This is a genomic window from Nisaea denitrificans DSM 18348 (assembly GCF_000426505.1).
GTDB lineage: Bacteria > Pseudomonadota > Alphaproteobacteria > Thalassobaculales > Thalassobaculaceae > Nisaea > Nisaea denitrificans.
The window spans coordinates 365,892-383,954 of record NZ_AUFM01000011.1 but is presented as its reverse complement, the minus strand read 5'-3'; the positions used below and the strand labels follow the sequence as shown (position 1 = coordinate 383,954).

The following is an 18,063-nucleotide window of genomic DNA, read 5'->3' as shown; positions in this document are numbered from 1 at the left end:
CTCATAGGCAAAGTGCCTCGAAAGTATGAAAGCAAGAACCGGGCCAGCTTGAATTTCAGGACGCTAACAGAAAGACTTTCCGATATACCGCCGTTAGTGCAGCATCGGCGAATGTTGTCTCTTTCCCGAGCTGCTGCGATCCAGACCCTCCAGAACGCCCTCGCGATACATAACGCGGGCCGGATCGGAGAGGCCGTGCCCCTCTATGAAACCGCAGCCCCTCAACTGCAGGATCTGAGCCACTTCTGGCATTTTTATGGGCTGGCTCTTTTTCAGTCCGGCGCTACTGCAAAGGCTATCGATTGCTTTCGCCGTTCCCTCTTGCTTGCCCCAGGCGACGCCAACTGCATCAATCGGTTTGCTTGCGTCTTCCTGTCTGGCGACGATCCAGACGACGCGTGGGCACAGTTGCGACACGCATTGGTCGTCGCGCCCGATCATCCGGAAGCCTGGCGGAATATCGCCGAAGCCGAGCGGCTCCGCGGCGATCCTTCCAACGCACGTACATCCCTCGAAAAAGCAATGGCTCTGCGTTCGGAGGAAGCAAGTTGGAAGATGTCTTATGCTGCAGTGCTCAATGATCTGGAGCTGCCGGAGGAAGCGTTGTCAGCCTTGCAGTCCTTCAGCAAATCTTCGACGCCAACTCCGGAATATTATTTTCAGGAAGCCCGGGCTTTCTTCGATGCCTTCAAGGCAAGCACGGCAATTATGTCCTACCGTAAATCCTTGCTCATGACCCCGGGAGCGCCGCAGGCGCTGAACAACCTGCAACTGCTTGAACGAAGAGTCGGCCGCATGCGGGACGGCGTCAAAAGCGCCACGCGCGCGTGCGTGCTGGAGCCAGGGAATACGGGCTTACAACACGGGTTGACAGACGCCTTGCTGAGCGCCGGCGAAATCGAACGTGGGCAGGCCCGAAATTTCTGGCGCCATCTGAAGCCGGAAATTCTGATCATCCGCCAAGGGTTACCTGAAGAATGGGACGGTGAGCCATGCAGGGACGGGCAAGTCTTATTGATCTGCCACGAGCAGGGCATCGGAGACGAGATCCGCTTTGCCTCCTGCATCCCGGACATACAAAAACGCTTCCGCGGCCCTGTCATTCTGGAATCTGACAAACGCCTGACAGCGCTCTTCGCGCGCTCTTTTCCAGGCCTGACGGTCGTCGAGAAAGTCCAGCGCTCGGACACCGACCCGCCAACGGCCCAATACCGACCGCTTGTCCAAGAACATGGCATTGGTCGGTACATGATGCTCGCCGACTTGCAATCCGTTGTCCGCCCATCTGTCGAAGCTTTTCCCGATCAAGCCGGATATCTCGAACCGGACGCCACTGAAACGGCGCATTGGAAAGACCGTTTTCGCGCAACCGGAAGCAGGCCTGCTGTCGGCATAAGCTGGCGCAGCGGTATGCGCAGGGCCGGAGCCCGGCACAATTACCCAGAGCTGAAAGATATCGTTCCGTTACTGGAAGCGGCTGAGTTCCTGCCCGTCTGCCTTCAGTATGACGCTTCAGACTCTGAAACAGAGGCCATCCAGGCTACTTCCGGCCGGCAATTGTATATCCCGTCGGGGATTGACCAGAGAGAGGAACTGGACAGGGTGGCGGCAATGATTGCCGCCCTCGATCTGGTTATATCGCCAAACACATCCGTACTGATGATAGCGGGTGCGGTGGGTACACCGTCGATCGGACTTCATTCCCAGTGCGGTGCCATTTTCTTCGGTGCCGAGAGGGACCCTTGGTTTCCTGGGGAATGCAGCCTCGTAAAAACAGGCGACCGCTCTTGGCCAGCTCTGATAGATGAGGCAGTCCCTCATCTGATCCGGATGCTGTCAAGCAGCGGCTAGTGGAGTTTTATTGGCACGAGAATGGTCCGTTAACTGGCCTCAGCAAGCCGGAACTGGTCCTGAAGCCCTTCCATGATCTGACGGTTCACGTTGATCATCGCGTTCAATTCGGCCTTACCCTCGATAACAAGATCGGTTTCCTGGGCAACCCAGCGGGCAAGCTGTATCAAGCTGTTCTTGAGCTGATCCGGCAATGTGTTCCCCGGTTCGGACAGATCGCAGAGAAAAGCGTCCCAGACCTTCCCGTTCCACAGAGCCGCATTCAACTTGTCCTGTAGCGTGGCCGTATCTTCCTGCGCCTTGCGCAAGGCGCTAGTCACCTGCCCGAGCAAGCGATACTCGATCTGCTGAGGGCTCTCTGTCTTGGTTTGAACTTTCGAATATGCGGCATAACCCCGACGCATTTTACGATCCTCCAAGAACTACAGATCCGTTGCTTACTGGAACAGACCCAAAAGGACCTGCGGCGCGTTGTTGGCCACACTAAGAACCTGGATGCCGAGCTGCTGTCGCACCTGCAAAGCGGTAAGTTGCGCAGACTCACGGGCAAGATCGGCATCAACGATGTTTCCGAGCCCCTCTTCCGTCGCATCGCTGACCTCGGTCAGAAACTCTGTCTGGAAATTCAATGCCCTTGTATCGGCACCAAGCTGACCGAGCGCGATGTTGATCGTCGATTCCAGATTGGAATACTGAAACGTCAAAACGCTCTGCGCATTGGTCGCTGACGCCAGAGTAGCGCCGCCAAGCGAGTTGATTTCAGTCAGCAGGTCTCGGGCCCGCAGGGTAATAGTGTCATTGTTCAGGTTCGACAGCGTATTCACCGCTGTGGATGTATTGAGAACATTCACCCCATTGAACACTGCGTTAGCGACAAAGTTGCGTGCCTGGGAAACCAACTCGTTGAAATCGTCCTGCAGAATGCTGCGCTGCTGCGTCGTAATACCTTCGTTCGAAAGTTCCGTCAGCTTCTGCCGGACATCCGCGAGCAGATCCGAAATAGAGGTTGTACCAGCGAGAGCGACCTGGGCGATGCCCTTGGTATTGTTCAACCCCTGCTGAATTGCACTTAAGGCTCGCAAGTCTCCCCGGATCCCCTGCGCAATGGCAAAGTTCGAGGCGTCATCCTCGGCACCAGTCACCTTCAGACCGGTCGAGACCCGGTCCTGTGTCTGCGCCAAGAGGGAGTTGGTGCGCTCGAGATTACGAAGCGCGACCAAAGCCTCCGGGTTCGTCAGAATTGAATTGCTAACCATTACCAGTGTTCCTTCTCTCTTCGCGTCGCCTCCGCCCTTCAGCTCCCAGTCCATTTCTTGGACGTGGTCTTTTTTGCCGGGCTGTAACAGCGACGAACCACTGTCTTGGCCCATATGTCGCAATAGTCGGGCCAACCAGAGATGGAACTCTAATTATCTGATATTTAATGATTTTTTATTAAATAAGGTAACTTACAGCCTATACTCAGCCGCATAGTAGGCGTCGGATCGGCATTTTTTGCAGCTGCATCCGGACACTATTTACCGTGACTGAAAACCTTGAGGGTCTTCGGCAATGCTTTTGCCGCTCTGGACAAAGATACATTCATGTCGAAACGTTCAATATTTCAGGCCATCGGATGACAGGAGCCAAGTATGGCATCATAAGCGTCACTTAAAAGGAGATGGCTCCACCCAAGCTGGATAGTCGGTGTGCCGATTGAGGCCGCTAACGGGGAGATGGCGGTATCCACGGAAACGCCTGCACCCAAGGCAGAAAGTATTACTGCAACACGATCCAGCTCGTTTTTCTGATCAATATCTTCAGGATCATAAATGACACAGTCAGGGAGTTCCCGCACTGCATCCAATTCACCAGGCTGAAGATTGTAGATAAGGCTCACCTAGTTCGCCGTGCGGGTGCCGAGCGCCATTACCATATCCTCCACACATCAATAAAGCTGATTGCGGAAGCCTCCCAATCCGGGCCCGGTTGGGAAGGCAAAGGTTAAAGAAATCAAGTTTTGTGAGGGATCCGGAAATAGAGAGCACAGTTCACGAAGCTCGGATTCCATCTCGGAAAAAACGTCTGTTCAATGAGCACTGAAAGGCTTTTCAAGCAGCTTTGAAAGAAATGGTGCTCGTTGTCCGGCCCTATGGCCGTTCCAAGTCTATCGTTTACGACGGTAGTCCGTAACGGCTTGGTTTAGGCTTGGTCCAGAATAGAACCCACAGCACCGGACGGCTTGAGATTCGTCTGATTTTCAGTCGACTGGGACGGCTTGAGGCCCTTCATAATGTCTCTATTCACGGCAACAAGAGAATCTAGATCCCCCTCACCTTCCAGAGCTATTGCGGTCTCTTTTGTTACCCATATACCGAGACTGACAATTGCGGCGCGCAGATCCCGGGGCAACTGGTTACCAGCCGTGCCGCAGTCTTCGACGAATACGTCCCATACCTGCTTGTTCCAGTTCAGCGCGGTAGCAACCTGGGCCATCTTGGTTGGATCATTGGCCGCCCCTTTTTTATTCTCAACGGCTTTGATCAATTCAGCTGTAACTTGCGCCAGAAGGCGATACTCGGTATCGCGCGACGTCGCAGTTTGCGTGATTGTTTTTTTATAGGCGTCAATGCCGGACATTAATTACTCCCAGCCACTTCTGGCGCGCCAATCTTGAAAATTTCAGCCTCATAAGCAATGAGGGCTTTACAGGTTTTCAAAGCTCTGTAGAAGCGCTTTTCGTTCACATCCTGAACCAGATTCAAAAGCGTCATCCGCACTTCTTTGAACGTTGTCGCTTCTAGAAAGCTCTCAACCAACTCAAGGAACATGCCACGATATTGATCGGGGTCATCGTGATCCAGATACATTAACAAAATGGTAAAGTAGATCCGTTTTGCCGGCGAGGTTGCATCCTCCTCCTGCATGATGTCTTTGCCGAGAAGGATAGTCGCCTCGTTCTGGAGCACCAGAGACGCGCCTTTTTTGCCGGCCACCATAACAGCGCCGTTAACGACAAACTTTTCACCCGGCTTCACATTGATTTTTAAAGGCATTCTACAGAACCTGCGCAACCGACTTGATTACATATCCATAACACTAAATCAGCAATTCGGAAAATGCGCTTCCTCACACCGTTAAGGATATCGATGAGGATCAACGAGATGTCTTGGATGAAATGAGTAAATAAATGGCTGTGGATATAAAGGAATTCCGGACAAAAAAAATCGGGGGAATTTCTTCCCCCGATTTCCAAGTAGGTTTGGTCCGCGATTAACGGAACAGGCCAAGCAAAGACTGCGGGCGCTGGTTTGCGATCCCGAGAGTCTGCGTGGACAGCTGCTGCTGCACCTGCAAAGAGGTGAGTCGGGCAGATTCGCGTGCCAGATCGGCATCGACCAAGTTGCCGAGACCTTCGTCGGTTGCGTCACGAATTTCCTCAAGGAACTGCGTCTGCAGATTGAGGGCACGAACTTCGGCACCAAGAGAGCCAAGCGCCGTGTTCACGACGGATTCCAGGTTTGCATACTGGTTCGCGATAACACTCTGGGCGTTGGTAGCTGAAGCCAGCGTGGCGCCGGCAAGGCTATCGACCTGGGTATTAACCGCACTCTGCGACGTCAGTGACAGTGTACCGCCAGCCAAGTTCGAGAGCGTATTGATGTTGCCCGCACCGGACTCGATCAGATTCACACCATTGAAGGATGCATTGGCGATGAAGTTACCAGCCTGCGAAACCAACTCGTTAAAATCGGCAGACAGAATATTACGCTGCGCAGTGGTGATACCTTCGTTAGCCAACTCCGTCAGCTTGCCGCGAATATCGGTAAGGAGATTGGAAATACCAGTTACACCGGCAATCGCAACGTTACCGATACCCTTGGCACTATTCAAACCCTGGGTAACCGCATCAATGCCGCTCAACTCAGCCCGGATACCCTGCGCGATAGCAAAGGTAGAGGCGTTGTCGAGAGCACCCGCGACCTTCAGGCCCGTGGAAACACGGTTCTGCGTGGTATCGAGATTACGGTTGATGGAATTCAGGGTACGAAGCGCCGTAAATGCGGACGGATTCGTGAGGATAGAGTTTTGAACAGCCATTTTGGCCTCCTCTTTCTAAGGACAGCGGAATTTTTTCCGCAGTAATTAGGGGCAAGCCCCAGAGCAAAACCCGCTTCTTTGAGCGGATACTTCATATTAACACACTAAGAAGTTGCTAAAAGATTAATCTCAGTAAGGGATTTGGAAAAGCCAGAGAGAATTTCTAGCTGCATGAATTTAGAACATTGAAATATTGAGAAATTCACGCCGAATTCTGTGAATTTCAAACTGTGAGATTTCTCTCATTTGGCAGCAAAAAAATAGAGCTGACCTTGCGATTGGAAATGCGGACACAAAAAAGGGCGGCCAAAGCCGCCCTTTCGCAGAAAAGTGTTTGAACCAATCTTAACCGAAGAGGCCGAGAAGGGTCTGGGGACGCTGGTTCGCAATACCCAGGGTCTGTGTAGACAGCTGCTGCTGCACCTGCAGCGACGTCAGCCTAGCGGACTCACGAGCCAGATCGGCATCAACGATGTTGCCGAGACCTTCGTCGGTTGCATCCCGAATTTCCTCAAGGAAAGCGGTCTGCAGGTTGAGTGCGCGAACTTCAGCACCGAGAGAACCAAGCGCCGTGTTCACAACGGATTCCAGATTGGAAAAGTTGTTCGCAATAACGCTCTGCGCGTTGGTAGCCGTACCCAGGGTTACACCAGCGAGGCTGCCGACCTGTGTATTGACGGCACTCTGTGACGTCAGCGTGAGCAGGCCACCGGCCAGGTTGGAGAGGGTATTGACCGTGGCTGCACCGGACTCGATCAGGTTCACACCATTGAAAGCTGAATTGGCGATGAAGTTGGCTGCCTGAGAAACCAACTCGTTAAAGTCAGCCTGAAGAATATTCCGCTGCGTGGTTGTGATACCTTCGTTGGCAAGCTCGGTCAGTTTGCCGCGAATGTCAGCAAGCAAGTTGGAAATACCGGTCACACCGGCGATTGCAACGTTACCGATACCCTTAGCGTTATTAAGGCCTTGGGTAACCGCATCGATGGCTTTAAGTTCAGCCCGGATTCCCTGCGAGATAGCAAAGTTGGACGCGTCGTCCAGAGCACCCGCAACCTTCAGACCTGTGGATACACGGTTCTGGGTGGTGTCGAGACTACGGTTGATGCCATTCAGGGTGCGAAGGGCAACAAAGGAAGATGGATTGGTCAAAACAGAGTTTTGGATAGCCATTTTTTCAAGTCCTCTTTCTAAGGGCTCAGGTTAAGTCAGCTTTTTGCTGACAGCGGGTATTACCCACGAACCTATAATCCACATTTGCCTAAATGTTGTCAATAAAGAAATTAAAATTGTAATTAAATTGTTTTTATATTTATTATCAATACATTAAGCGGAAAACTCATTCAATCCGGCCAAAGACAGATTCCTAAAATAGGGTATCGAAACCCGCGCCATGCCCCCACTAGGGGGCCTGCTCACCCATAAACCAAAAGATACGAAAACGCCCCCCCCATACCCGGAAAATTCTTCCCCCTCTACCCGCTCGCAATCCCCATTTCACACCGAAAGAAGCCATAACCCGGCAATTTCTGCCTGAAATCTCTGGCCCGCTCCTTGCTTCTATCCCCGCAGAACAACACGCGAGGGCTAAACATGTCTCCCGTATCAACGACAAACGATCCGTCGATCGGTTACACAGGCAAGATAGGTAATGGATTAGGCTTTGATCCGATCGCTGCCCGTAACCCTGATCGCCCGAAATTCCGGCTCGACAATTATAATGAGGCTAACGAGCCGCAGGAAACAAAGCCCTCCCGCACATCAAATGATCGATCTGAGCGGGATCCCCAAACCGTAGACACGCGGGATCAGCGCCAATCGTATAATGTCGCCAAAAAACAAACCGATGCAGCGGGCGCTGCAACCGCAGCTAGTGCACAAGACAAGCCTGAGACTAAACAAACCCAGGCTAACGTCCAGACCAGCACTGCTGATGTCAGCACTGCTGATGCCAACGCAGCTAATGCCGAAACAACTGATACCAAGAACGGGGACTCCAGCGGCACAACGGCAGGCAATGCCGACTCTGTAAAAAAGCCCGCTAAAGATCAGTCAACGGAAACATCAGCGCCATATGTCGAAAAAGCAGAAGGCGCGACTGATGAAGACGCAGAGGGCACGACCGACGTTTCTCTCTCGGCAGAAGTCGCAGCAGCAGCCAGCGCGCAAAATGAAATTTCCGCATCCGAAGTAGCCGCAACATCCGTTCCGGAGCAAGAAGTCGTGCCGGAATCCTCCACGACAGCAACTGTTGTCGTGAGCAAGCCCGCTGATGCTGTCGCGAGCACGGGCGATACACCGGAACAGCCCACAGCGGCCGCAGCCCAGAAGACCGTTCCCCAGGAAGCGGCGGTAATACCCGCGTCCACATCCAGGGATCCAAAACTCGCTGCACTTGAGAAACTGACCCAAACCAGGCCGAGCACAGCGACGACAACGCCGAGCGCTGTATCTGGCGATGATGCAACGACCTTTAAACTACCCGTCCCGTGGCCCCCACAGACGCAATCTGAGGCAACTCCGGGCAAAAGAAGCGCCCCCGGCCAGACAACAGCAACGACACAGACAGCTGTTACTCAACCTCAGGCCACATCTCCGACACCAGTCAATCAGGCAACTATGCCTAAGGTGCAGCCGGCAATCGTACCCGCTGATGCTGAAGCTGGCCGGTCGGCGGAAGGCAGTAAGCAGGCGACTATGGCCTCCGCCACCCAGACCGCCGGAGAGACCAAGCCGAAGATTGAGATCGTATCTCAGACACCAGCCAAACCTGCCACCACAGCGGATACGGCTCTCGTCGCCAACAATCGCTCGGCCCAGGCAGATGGACCGGTCAAGCAGACTGCCCTTCCCAGCCCCAGCGAGACGATTGCGGCTGCAACGGCCCTGAATAGCAGGCCCGTGCGGTCAAACGCGCTCGGCAGCTCCGATGCGAAACGCAGCAATGCCGTGACGGCTTCAAACGAGAACAACAGCAATGGTGCGAAGGCTGGGGCCAACCAGGGCCAGCCGAACCCGGCTATCGTGAGCCAAACCAATCAGAACAACCCGGCCGCGGCGGCGGTCACGACCGCCACGCAGGGGCAACCTACTGTCACGACGCCGGAACAACTGGCAGCCGTCCGGCAGCAGTCGTCATCCGCCCAGCGAGGACAAGCCGACCCGACCGGCACAACGTCAAACACATCACGTGCGGCCGATCTTCCGGCCCAAGGCACGAACAATGGTTTTGCCGACACACTGAGATCAGCATCTGCCGACCGCACGGCGGCCACCCAGGATCGGCAGACTTTGCCCACTCCGGCGACCGAACAGGTCAAGGTAAAGCTGATCAAAGCCGCCCTGGGTGGGCTGGACAAGATCAAAATCCAGCTCAATCCGTCAGAGCTTGGCAAGGTAGAGATTCGCCTCGAAATTGGCTCTGACGGCGCGATTCGGGGAACTGTGATCGCCGACAAACCGGAAACCATGGAACTTTTGCAGCGTGATGCGAAGCAATTGGAACGGGCCTTGCATGACGCAGGACTCAAGACCGGTGGCGATAGCCTCGACTTTCAGATGAGAGGCGGCGGCACCAACGAGAGGCAACAACAGCAAGCCGGCTCCGGAAACGGGCCCCTCTCGCAAGATGGCGGTGACCTTGATGGCAGCGACGAGCAGCCGGTAACGGACACCACCGGTTCTGAACACGACGGTATCGGCGACGACGGGTCGCTGAACCTGGTAGCCTAGGAGGCTGATGACATGGTGGACGCAGTTTCAAGCACAAGCAGCTCCAGCATCTTTGCGACACAGCAGACAACCGAGGAGCGGCTCGACGATGAGCGCGCGCAGTTCCTCACGCTGTTCCTGACCCAGCTGCAGAACCAGGATCCGACCAGCCCGATGGATACGAACGAGATGACCAACCAGTTGGTCCAGTTCACCGCCGTCGAACAGCAGATCGAGACCAACAAGTCTCTGGCTTCCCTGGTTTCCGCACAGGCCGCAAACACGAACGCGGCGGCGGTCAACTATATCGGCGAGCATGTGATCTTCAACGGCAACAATACCAACCTCACCGATGCCGGTGCGAGCTGGGGTTATCTGCTTGAAGGCGAGGCGACCTCAACCACGGTCAACGTCTTCAACGCGGCCGGTGATCTGGTTTATTCGGAAGAAGGCTCAACCGGCTCGGGCAAGCGCTTTGAATTCAACTGGGACGGTACCGATGCAGACGGCCAAAAACTGCCGAACGGCCCCTATTCAGTTCAGATCAATGCGCTCGACGCCGACAACGAAGGCATAACGGCCGAGGTTGAGGCTGTCGGTCTGGTAACCGGTGTTGTCACCGGCGAGGACGGGCCGAGCCTGATGGTCGGAAAGATCATCGTCGAAATGAATGAAATTACACGCGTTTCCGCCATTTAAGGTGGAAGGACCGGGCGGCCATAGAGAAGCCCCCGGCCACGATGCCAGACCGGCATCATCGGTAGAACCGGCCAGCGGGTCATACCCTGGTCATGTGAATGGAGATTTAACATGAGTGTTACCGGTGGACTTTTTGCGGGTGTTGCGGCGATCGCGTCGCAAGCAACCGCATTCGGGATTATCTCCGACAACATCGCGAACTCGCAGACTGTCGGCTACAAAGAGACGCAAGCGCGTTTCCAGACCCTGGTCACCCGCAGCCCAACCGCGACGGCCTTCACACCAGGCGGTGTGCAGAGCAAGCCGCTCACGGACCCGGGCAGGCAAGGCCTCCTGCAGGGCACGACCAGCACCACGGACATCGCCGTCGACGGTAATGGTTTCTTCGTGGTCAACGGCGCGGCAGAGCCGGGTTCCGACGACGAATATCTGCTGACCCGCGCCGGCGCATTCAACACAGACGAAAACGGCCGCCTAGTTAACACGGCTGGCTACTACCTGCAGGGCTGGCGCACCGACGCCTCGGGAAACATTGTCAATCAGGACACACGCGACCTGTTGAGCAGCCTTGAGACAGTCGATCTGTCCCAGTTCGGTCAGATTGCAAACCAGACCGACGATGTGACGATCAACGCAAACCTGCCGGCCGACACAGCCACCGCCGCGACGGTCGTAACCAACATCACGATCTACGATTCCCAGGGCTTCGACTATCTGCTGCGGACCACCTGGACAAAATCGGCGGCTGCGAACACATGGACCTATGACTACACCCTGATCCGCAACCCAGGCACGATCAACGCAAGCTCCATGTCCCTTGGCGGTGCGGCGCGAACCATGGTGTTCAACCCAGACGGCAGCCTGAACGCGATCAATACCGGCGTAGCAGGCACAACCAACGCCACCGCCACCGAGACATTGACAGTCAGCTCAGGCGAGTTCAGCAGATCTGTTGCGCTCAACACGATCACTCTTAACTGGGGGACATTCGGGCAGCCGACCGGCATGTCGCAATTCAACGGAAACTTCGAAACTTCGCTGCTTAACCAGGACGGTTCCGGCCCCTCGGCCCTGACAGGGGTTTCAATCTCGGAAGAAGGATTGGTCGCGGCCAACTTTGCTAACGGACAGTCTCGAAACATCTATCGATTACCACTCGGCACTGTCCCGGCCGCAACGCAATTGAGCGCGGCGAACGGCAACGCCTACAGCACGACGTCCACGTCGGGTGACATCGTCCTTAGCATCCCGACAAACGGCGGCACCGGCCGGGTTCAGTCCGGCGCACTGGAAAACTCAACGACGGATATCGCAACCGAGTTCACCGATCTGATCATCACGCAGCGGGCTTATTCCGCCGCAACACGGATCATCACAACCGGTGACGAGTTGCTCGACGAAATCATCCGTATCAAGCGGTAAGCGCTGTCCTCGTTCACTTTCTACCGATTTTCTTTTTGCCCCGGCATTTTTGCCGGGGCTTTTTTTTTCAATCGAAGTCATTTCGGAAAGCGCGGGGTCTTAAGGATTCTTTAGGGAGCGGCCTCTATTTTCAAACAACCGGCATTTTTATGATGCGTTGAAAAGATGACCGCAGACAAACATCAGGATAAAAAATTGAACGCTAACTCAGCAGAGCCCGTTCAGACCTCGGACGACCCGTTTGCTCAATTGCCACCGGCAAGCACCAAGCGTTGGGTCGTCAGCCGGAAAGCGCAGGTCGTGCGCGCTGTTGAGGAGGATCTGATAACGCTTGAACAAGCTTGCGAGCGATACAGCCTCAGCCATGAGGAATTCGCGAGTTGGCGGCAATTGATCAAGGCTCACGGAACACGAGCCCTGCGCGCCACGCGCGTTCAGGACTATCGTCGTGCGTCTAGGCGGCTCCGGTCAGGAAGCTGAACCAGTTTTCAGAGCCTCAATTTCGGCGGCGATCTTTCGAAACATCTTGTTCCATTTTTCCGATTGCCGTTTCGCGAAAAACCGGACACTCGGAAACCATGGGCATCGGCCGTCTTTGAAATAACTGTCCGGTATCGGGAATGGCCGAAACTCAACTGTTTCGACGCCGAGCGCACCAGCCATGACCGCAACCGATGTCCCCGGACTCACAACAAGATCCATGCAGCTTGTGAGGGCCGCTGCTTTCTCAAGCTCCATCTTGAGGTCGACGTCGTCCCAATCGACCAGATCGACACCAAACTCCGACTTCACAATGTCGAATTCCTCAGGTTTGGCGTCATATTGCAAATTCACATAGGTCACGCCGTCCACTTTCATAACCGGCCTCATGTCTTCAATCGTCGAGTAATGTTCAGCCCGGTACGCTCCCGCCAATCCACTACGCCAGCATATTCCGACATAAGGTCCCGGCCCTGCCTCATTCAGTCGCTCCCGAAACATTGAGACCAACCTCGGATCCGGCTTGATGTAGCCGGAATGCATCGGAAAGCTCTCCTTGCTGTTCCGGAACAATCGCCCAAGCGTTCCGAGCGGGCAGGCAATATCAAACGGCTCAACACCTTCTTCCGCTGGCCAGTATTTGGCCGGAACGACCCTTGCTTGCGGGAAAGAGCGCTGAAACAGCGATACGAGGCGCGGCGCGCATTCGACCACGACCTCCCCTCCACGGGCGATCGCTTCTGGGATCATGCTCGCATGTCTGAGCTCGTCACCAATCCCCTGCTCGGCGTAGAGAATCAGGCGCGCGCCCTGAAAAGGGTTTCCGTTCCAGAGTGGCTGCGAAAACTTTCGCCATGGAACACCATTGTTTGTCGCAACCATGCGCCATTCGCAGTGCTCCCAAGCTTCGCCCCATTCACCTTGCCGCAGCAGAATAACACCGAGATTGTGGTGCGCATGCGCGTTCTCCGGATCAATCTCCAACGCTCGACGGAAATAATAGCCAGCTTGTTTGTAATCGCCGAGATCGCCTAGCATCGTCGCCATATTCGTCATGGCTTCAGGAAATTCGACCCCGTACTTGAACGCTTTTCGAAACTCAATCAAAGCCTCTGTACGGCGCCCCAGCTTGGAGAGAACACTGCCTATGTTGTTGTGGATGATACCATCGCGAGCGCCCCATTTAACCGAGTTCTTGTAACAGGCCAGCGCCTCCTCATAGTTCTTCATGGCCTCATAGATCGTCCCCAGATTGCTGGCGATCATCGGGTTCCGGGGATCGAGCGAAAGCGCCTTCTTCATCAGCTCAACGGCAACCGGCAAACGCTTCATTTCCCGCGCGACAAGAGCGATGCCGTGAAGAGCAAAGACGTCATCCTCGTTCTCGTTCAGGATATCCATGTATATCTTGCGTGCAGATTCAAGCTGCCCTGCGCTCAGGAAGCGCGTCGCCTTGTTTGCCAGGGTGACATGGCGCGATCGCGAGATATCCATTGCACCGCTGTAAGACAATCCGGTCTGCGAAGCTGCTGGCATCCGTTTCGGAGATTCAGTTTTCGCCATTCTATCGCTCCACTGCGCTATCGACAGACCAATCAGATAGGGAGATGAACATTCTCACTCAATATTTCCTTAACCAATACCACAAGTTTCGCCGCTAATTAATTGTTCTCTTTCGATTCATTGTCGGATATATTCACTAGGCAGTTTTTGCCCAGAAGGTTCTTTCAATTTTCGAAAGATACATATAAAATGCAATGTATTAGCAAGAACCTCCCGGACCGCTTTCGGGCACTTACCTGTACGCAATTACGGGGATTATAACCCATGAATCCTCTCGTAGACCTGATTCGTAATCTCGGCCCGATCCGCATTGCCGCCCTTGTCGGCACGGCAGTCGCAGTGCTCGGCTTCTTCATCTTCCTTGCCTCCCGCCTCTCAACCGGCGGGATGTCATTGCTTTATGGAGATCTCGATCCGGGTGACAGCGGCGCCATCGTCAAAGAGCTTGAAGCCCGTAATATCCAGTATGAGCTGAAGGCTGGCGGCCAGCAGGTTTACGTCCCCGGAGACGAGGTCCTGAAACTCCGCGTCACCCTTGCCGAACAAGGCGTGCCGGGCGGCGGAACCATGGGATACGAGATCTTCGACAAGTCCGACGGTCTCGGAACCACCAATTTCGTTCAGAACGTTAACCTCGTCCGCGCGCTTGAAGGCGAGCTCGGACGGACCATCGGGGCGATGAACAATGTCCGCGGCGCCCGTGTCCATCTGGTGCTGCCGCAGCGCGAACTTTTCAGCCGCGAACGCCGCAAGCCAAGCGCATCTGTTGTGCTGCAGGTTCAGGGTGCCGGTCGCCTCGGCCGCGAACAGGTCCTGGCAATCCAGCATCTCGTTGCCGCCGCCGTTCCGGATATGGAACCGCAGAACATTTCAATCCTCGACAGCCGCGGGCAACTGTTGGCTCGGGGCACCAATGACGAGGACGGCACCCTTCCCGGCCAAAGCTCCGAGGAAATGCGTCTGGCCTTTGAAAACCGTGTGCGCGGCGCCGTTGAAGAACTCGTCGAACGCATCGTCGGCCTCGGCCGCGTGCGGGCCGAGATCAGCGCCGATATCGACTATGACCGCTTCACGGAACAATCCGAGATCTACGACCCCGATAGTCAGGTCGCCCGTTCGACGCAGACCATCGAAGAGAGCGAAAGTACTCAGGAACGGAATAAGCAGGACACGGTTTCAGTCGAGAACAACCTGCCGGAATCCGAGGCCAATGCCGGTGCCGGTGATCTCTCCGCCCGATCCGAGTCAGCCCGTACCGAGGAAACAGTCAACTTTGAGATAAGCCGCACTGTCAGGAACCGCGTCAAGGAAGCAGGCCAGGTCCAGAATCTTTCCGTCGCAGTTCTGGTCGATGGGCGCTATGTCGAGAATGAGGACGGCGACAAGGTGTACCAACCCCGGACACCGGAAGAGTTGGAACAGATTGCCACACTCGTTCGTTCCGCCGTCGGCTATAACGGCAGCCGAGGCGATACAGTCGAAGTCATAAACATGCAGTTCGTCAAACTGGAACCGCTCGACCTCGGCGACGGCTCGCTCCTGTTCGGCATTTCCAAGGATGAATTCCTGCAACTCGCAGAGGTTCTGGTTCTGGCTGTTGTCGGACTCCTCGTCATCCTGCTGGTCGTACGGCCGGTGTTGACCCGCCTGTTTGAATCCATGCCCACCACGCTTGCCGCCAGTGGCGGTCCGGGCGGCATGATCGCCGGTGCCGATGCCATCGCGCAGTTGACCGGCCCCGGGGCCACTGCCGACATGGCCGAACTTCTGGAAGGCGAAGACGAAGAGGAAAGCCTGCTCGACCAGATGATCGACATCAACCAGGTCGAGGGTCGGGTTCGCGCATCTTCCCTGAAGAAAATTGGCGAGATCGTCGAGAAGCACCCGGAAGAAGCTGTCGCAATCATCCGCAACTGGATGTACCAGGAAGCAGGCAATGCCGGAGGCGGCAGTTGACGGTTATTAAAAACGTTTTTGCCGCCCCATGCCTGACGGGTCAGGCGGCATGACAACGCAAAAATCACCCTTCCTTTTCGACAACATCTTCGACGAGGAATATCAGCAGAAGATGCGCCGCGCGGCCGAGGCTGCGCGGATGGCGGAGCTTGAAGCCGAAGAACACGCACCGCCGACCTACACCCAGGAAGAAGTCGACGAAGCCAAGGAGGCCTCGTACCAGCTTGGCCGGCAGGAGGGCATGTCCTCCGCAATGGCCGGGATTGAACAGCAGGTCGCCATTTCGCTCGAAGGCGTGCTGAGCAAGGTCGGCGAGCTCAATCAGGTGCACCGCAAATGGACTGCGGAAATACAGCGCGACGCGGTACGCCTGTCCGCCACCATCATGCGCAAGATGGCACCGGAACTGACGCGCGGCACGGAACTGCCGCAGATCGAACATGTTATCAATCAGGCATTCCAGTTTCTGACGGAGCAGCCAAAGGTGATGATTCGTGTCGCTGCCGAGCTGGAAGCGCCGCTCCGCGACAAGGTCCAACTGATGGCCTCCCGCGTCGGCTACGAGGGCGAAGTCGTCCTGGTCGGCGACCCGGAACTCGTCGCAACCGATTGCCGCGTATCCTGGGCTGCGGGCGCCGTTGAACGGGCGCTCGATGAGACTTGGGGCGAGATTGACGAAATGGTGGAGCGGACCCTTTCCTCCCTGCCCGTCCGTTCAAGTATCTGCTCCGACATGCCGCCGGAAACGGAACAAGAAGCCGAAACCGCCGGCGAGGCGGAAGCCGCAACAGACGATCATGTAACTCCTGATGAACTGTCAGAACTCACGCCTGAGTCCGCGATAGATATGGCAACCGATAAGCTGTCAGCGGACGACGTGCCCGCGCCCGCCCAATCTTACGCAACCCCGGAGATGCCCAAAGAGGGTGTGGACGTGGACGGCGATCCCAGTAAAGCTGAATTGATCCAGAACTAGCGCCGCCTGGCCGCCAGAGGAGAACCACATGTCTGACGAAAGCGATGTCGAGTTCGAAGATCTCGAAGAATTGGATATGGCCGCTGCCATGGAGCAGCAGGCCGCAGAGGAGCCCCCGGAGGTCGTCCCGGAAGAATCCCGCCAGCAGATCAGTGCGCGGGAACTTGAAGCCGTGTACGACATTCCGGTGCAAGTCTCTGCCGTGCTTGGAAAATCCAGCATGCAGGTCAGCCAGCTTCTCAAACTAGGTCGCGGCGCAGTTGTCGAACTGGACCGTAAGGTTGGCGAGGCGATAGACATCTATGTGAACAACCGTCTCGTGGCCCGCGGCGAAGTCGTCATCGTCGACGAACGCCTTGGCGTCACCATGACGGAAATCATCAAATCCGACAGAACCGGCTAAGCGACGGGATCGGGAAAAGTCTATGGCAGATCGCGCGACCGTAGAGAATGGTGGAGTCCGTCCGCGTGCCGCCCGGACCAGAACGTTCGACGTTCCGGCGAGTGGACGTACCCTTGATATTGCCTTGATCCTGGGACTGTCCGTCGCTTTCGGGTTGGTCGTGACAGCACTGGTTATCGGCGGTTCGGTCAGTTCATTCTACAATCTTCCTGCCGTCCTGATCGTTCTCGTTGGCACGTTTGCGGTGACCCTTGTCTCCTACAGCATGTCCGAGTTGTTCGGTGCAATCGGCGCCGTCCTGGCAACGCTTTTGCCGCAACGTCATGATCTGCGGCTCGCCGGCGAACGGTCCCTCAATCTTGCAGCGATCGCGCGGGATAACGGGGTGCTTGCCCTTGACGCTGTAATTCCATCCGTCGACAGCGAGCCATTCCTGCAACGTGCTGTGGCAATGGCGGTGGACGGCGCCACGCCACACCAGATCGATCAGGTCCTCGCTCAGGAAATCGATGCCATACAGGACATCAGGCATCGTCATGCCGGAGTGCTCCGTCGGGCCGCCGAAGTCTCCCCGTCCATGGGGCTGATCGGCACCCTGATCGGCCTCATCCAGTTGCTTGGCAACCTGAACGATCCGGGGTCCATTGGGCCGGCCATGGCTGTCGCCCTGCTGACAACCTTCTACGGCGCCATCCTCGCTTACATGGTGTTGGCCCCGATTGCGGCGAAGCTGGAACGCAATGCAGAAGCCGAACTGCTCGAATGCGAGATCTACCATGCCTGTGCGATGTCAATTGCCCGGCAGGAGAACCCGCGGCTTCTTGAACGCATGCTGAATACCAAACTGCCGCCCTCGCAGCGGCTTGATTACTACGATTGAAGGATATGGGCGGCCCGGACACAACCGCCCAAACGGGAGAAT

At 55.8% G+C, this 18,063-nt stretch carries 17 protein-coding genes; 9 read left to right on the top strand and 8 right to left on the bottom strand.

All coding sequences use genetic code 11. The features are described 5' to 3' along the window. Positions 1–111: 111 nt before the first annotated feature. Complete coding sequence (locus K328_RS0102530; RefSeq protein ID WP_084608056.1) at positions 112–1,851, top strand: tetratricopeptide repeat protein; 1,740 nt, start codon at positions 112–114, stop codon at positions 1,849–1,851. Positions 1,852–1,880: 29 nt separating this feature from the next. Here the strand turns inward: K328_RS0102530 and flaF (K328_RS0102525) are convergent, their stop codons facing one another. The 7 genes from flaF (K328_RS0102525) to K328_RS0102500 all read right to left on the bottom strand — a co-directional run bounded on the left by flaF (K328_RS0102525) (position 1,881) and on the right by K328_RS0102500 (position 7,104). After that, positions 1,881–2,255 (bottom strand): flagellar biosynthesis regulator FlaF, encoded by a 375-nt coding sequence (gene flaF / locus K328_RS0102525; protein WP_036553071.1) that lies wholly within the window; start codon positions 2,253–2,255, stop codon positions 1,881–1,883. Positions 2,256–2,288: 33 nt separating this feature from the next. Next, the gene (locus tag K328_RS0102520; protein ID WP_205620569.1) at positions 2,289–3,221 is read right to left on the bottom strand and encodes a flagellin; all 933 of its coding nucleotides are present in this window, start codon (positions 3,219–3,221) and stop codon (positions 2,289–2,291) included. Positions 3,222–3,454: 233 nt separating this feature from the next. Beyond that, positions 3,455–3,730 (bottom strand): glycosyltransferase family protein, encoded by a 276-nt coding sequence (locus K328_RS26565; RefSeq protein WP_156901153.1) that lies wholly within the window; start codon positions 3,728–3,730, stop codon positions 3,455–3,457. 302 nt (positions 3,731–4,032) lie between these two features. Then, the gene (gene flaF, locus K328_RS22270) at positions 4,033–4,470 is read right to left on the bottom strand and encodes a flagellar biosynthesis regulator FlaF (protein ID WP_051284347.1); all 438 of its coding nucleotides are present in this window, start codon (positions 4,468–4,470) and stop codon (positions 4,033–4,035) included. Next, a complete protein-coding gene (locus tag K328_RS0102510; RefSeq protein WP_028464615.1) occupies positions 4,470–4,886 on the bottom strand; it encodes a flagellar biosynthesis repressor FlbT in 417 nt (138 codons plus the stop codon). Before K328_RS0102510 ends, flaF (K328_RS22270) begins: the two co-directional genes overlap by 1 nt. Positions 4,887–5,103: 217 nt before the next feature. Beyond that, a complete protein-coding gene (locus K328_RS0102505) occupies positions 5,104–5,931 on the bottom strand; it encodes a flagellin (protein ID WP_028464614.1) in 828 nt (275 codons plus the stop codon). Positions 5,932–6,276: 345 nt separating this feature from the next. Beyond that, positions 6,277–7,104, bottom strand: coding sequence for a flagellin (locus K328_RS0102500; protein WP_028464613.1), 828 nt, complete (start codon positions 7,102–7,104; stop codon positions 6,277–6,279). Between the two features lie 420 nt (positions 7,105–7,524). Between K328_RS0102500 and K328_RS26255 the strand changes: the two genes are divergently transcribed. The 4 genes from K328_RS26255 (at position 7,525) to sciP (ending at position 12,243) form a co-directional block, all read left to right on the top strand. Further along, on the top strand, positions 7,525–9,663 hold the full coding sequence (locus K328_RS26255; protein WP_084608055.1) for a flagellar hook-length control protein FliK: 2,139 nt from the start codon (positions 7,525–7,527) through the stop codon (positions 9,661–9,663). A 12-nt stretch (positions 9,664–9,675) separates the two neighbouring features. Next, complete coding sequence (locus K328_RS22265) at positions 9,676–10,341, top strand: flagellar hook assembly protein FlgD (RefSeq protein WP_051284345.1); 666 nt, start codon at positions 9,676–9,678, stop codon at positions 10,339–10,341. Positions 10,342–10,452: 111 nt separating this feature from the next. Continuing rightward, positions 10,453–11,763 carry a flagellar hook protein FlgE gene (locus K328_RS0102485; RefSeq protein WP_028464611.1) on the top strand — a complete coding sequence of 437 codons (1,311 nt, stop codon included), beginning with the start codon at positions 10,453–10,455 and terminating at the stop codon, positions 11,761–11,763. Between the two features lie 165 nt (positions 11,764–11,928). Beyond that, entirely contained in the window at positions 11,929–12,243 is a 315-nt protein-coding gene (sciP, locus tag K328_RS0102480; RefSeq protein WP_028464610.1) for a CtrA inhibitor SciP, read from the top strand. Here sciP and K328_RS25515 read toward each other — a convergent pair. Continuing rightward, positions 12,232–13,806: a tetratricopeptide repeat protein gene (locus K328_RS25515; protein WP_051284343.1), complete on the bottom strand. Its 1,575-nt coding sequence runs from the start codon at positions 13,804–13,806 to the stop codon at positions 12,232–12,234. The two genes, sciP and K328_RS25515, sit on opposite strands and share 12 nt — an antisense overlap. Positions 13,807–14,070: 264 nt before the next feature. Here K328_RS25515 and fliF point away from each other — a divergent pair, with 264 nt between their 5' ends. Genes fliF through K328_RS0102455 form a run of 4 tightly spaced genes read left to right on the top strand, consistent with a single transcriptional unit; the run spans position 14,071 to position 18,021 of the window. After that, complete coding sequence (fliF, locus tag K328_RS0102470) at positions 14,071–15,762, top strand: flagellar basal-body MS-ring/collar protein FliF (protein WP_028464609.1); 1,692 nt, start codon at positions 14,071–14,073, stop codon at positions 15,760–15,762. Between the two features lie 49 nt (positions 15,763–15,811). Then, positions 15,812–16,738 (top strand): FliH/SctL family protein, encoded by a 927-nt coding sequence (locus tag K328_RS0102465; RefSeq protein WP_028464608.1) that lies wholly within the window; start codon positions 15,812–15,814, stop codon positions 16,736–16,738. A 28-nt stretch (positions 16,739–16,766) separates the two neighbouring features. Beyond that, on the top strand, positions 16,767–17,141 hold the full coding sequence (gene fliN / locus K328_RS0102460) for a flagellar motor switch protein FliN (RefSeq protein WP_028464607.1): 375 nt from the start codon (positions 16,767–16,769) through the stop codon (positions 17,139–17,141). A 22-nt stretch (positions 17,142–17,163) separates the two neighbouring features. Further along, a complete protein-coding gene (locus K328_RS0102455; protein ID WP_028464606.1) occupies positions 17,164–18,021 on the top strand; it encodes a motility protein A in 858 nt (285 codons plus the stop codon). Positions 18,022–18,063: the final 42 nt, after the last annotated feature.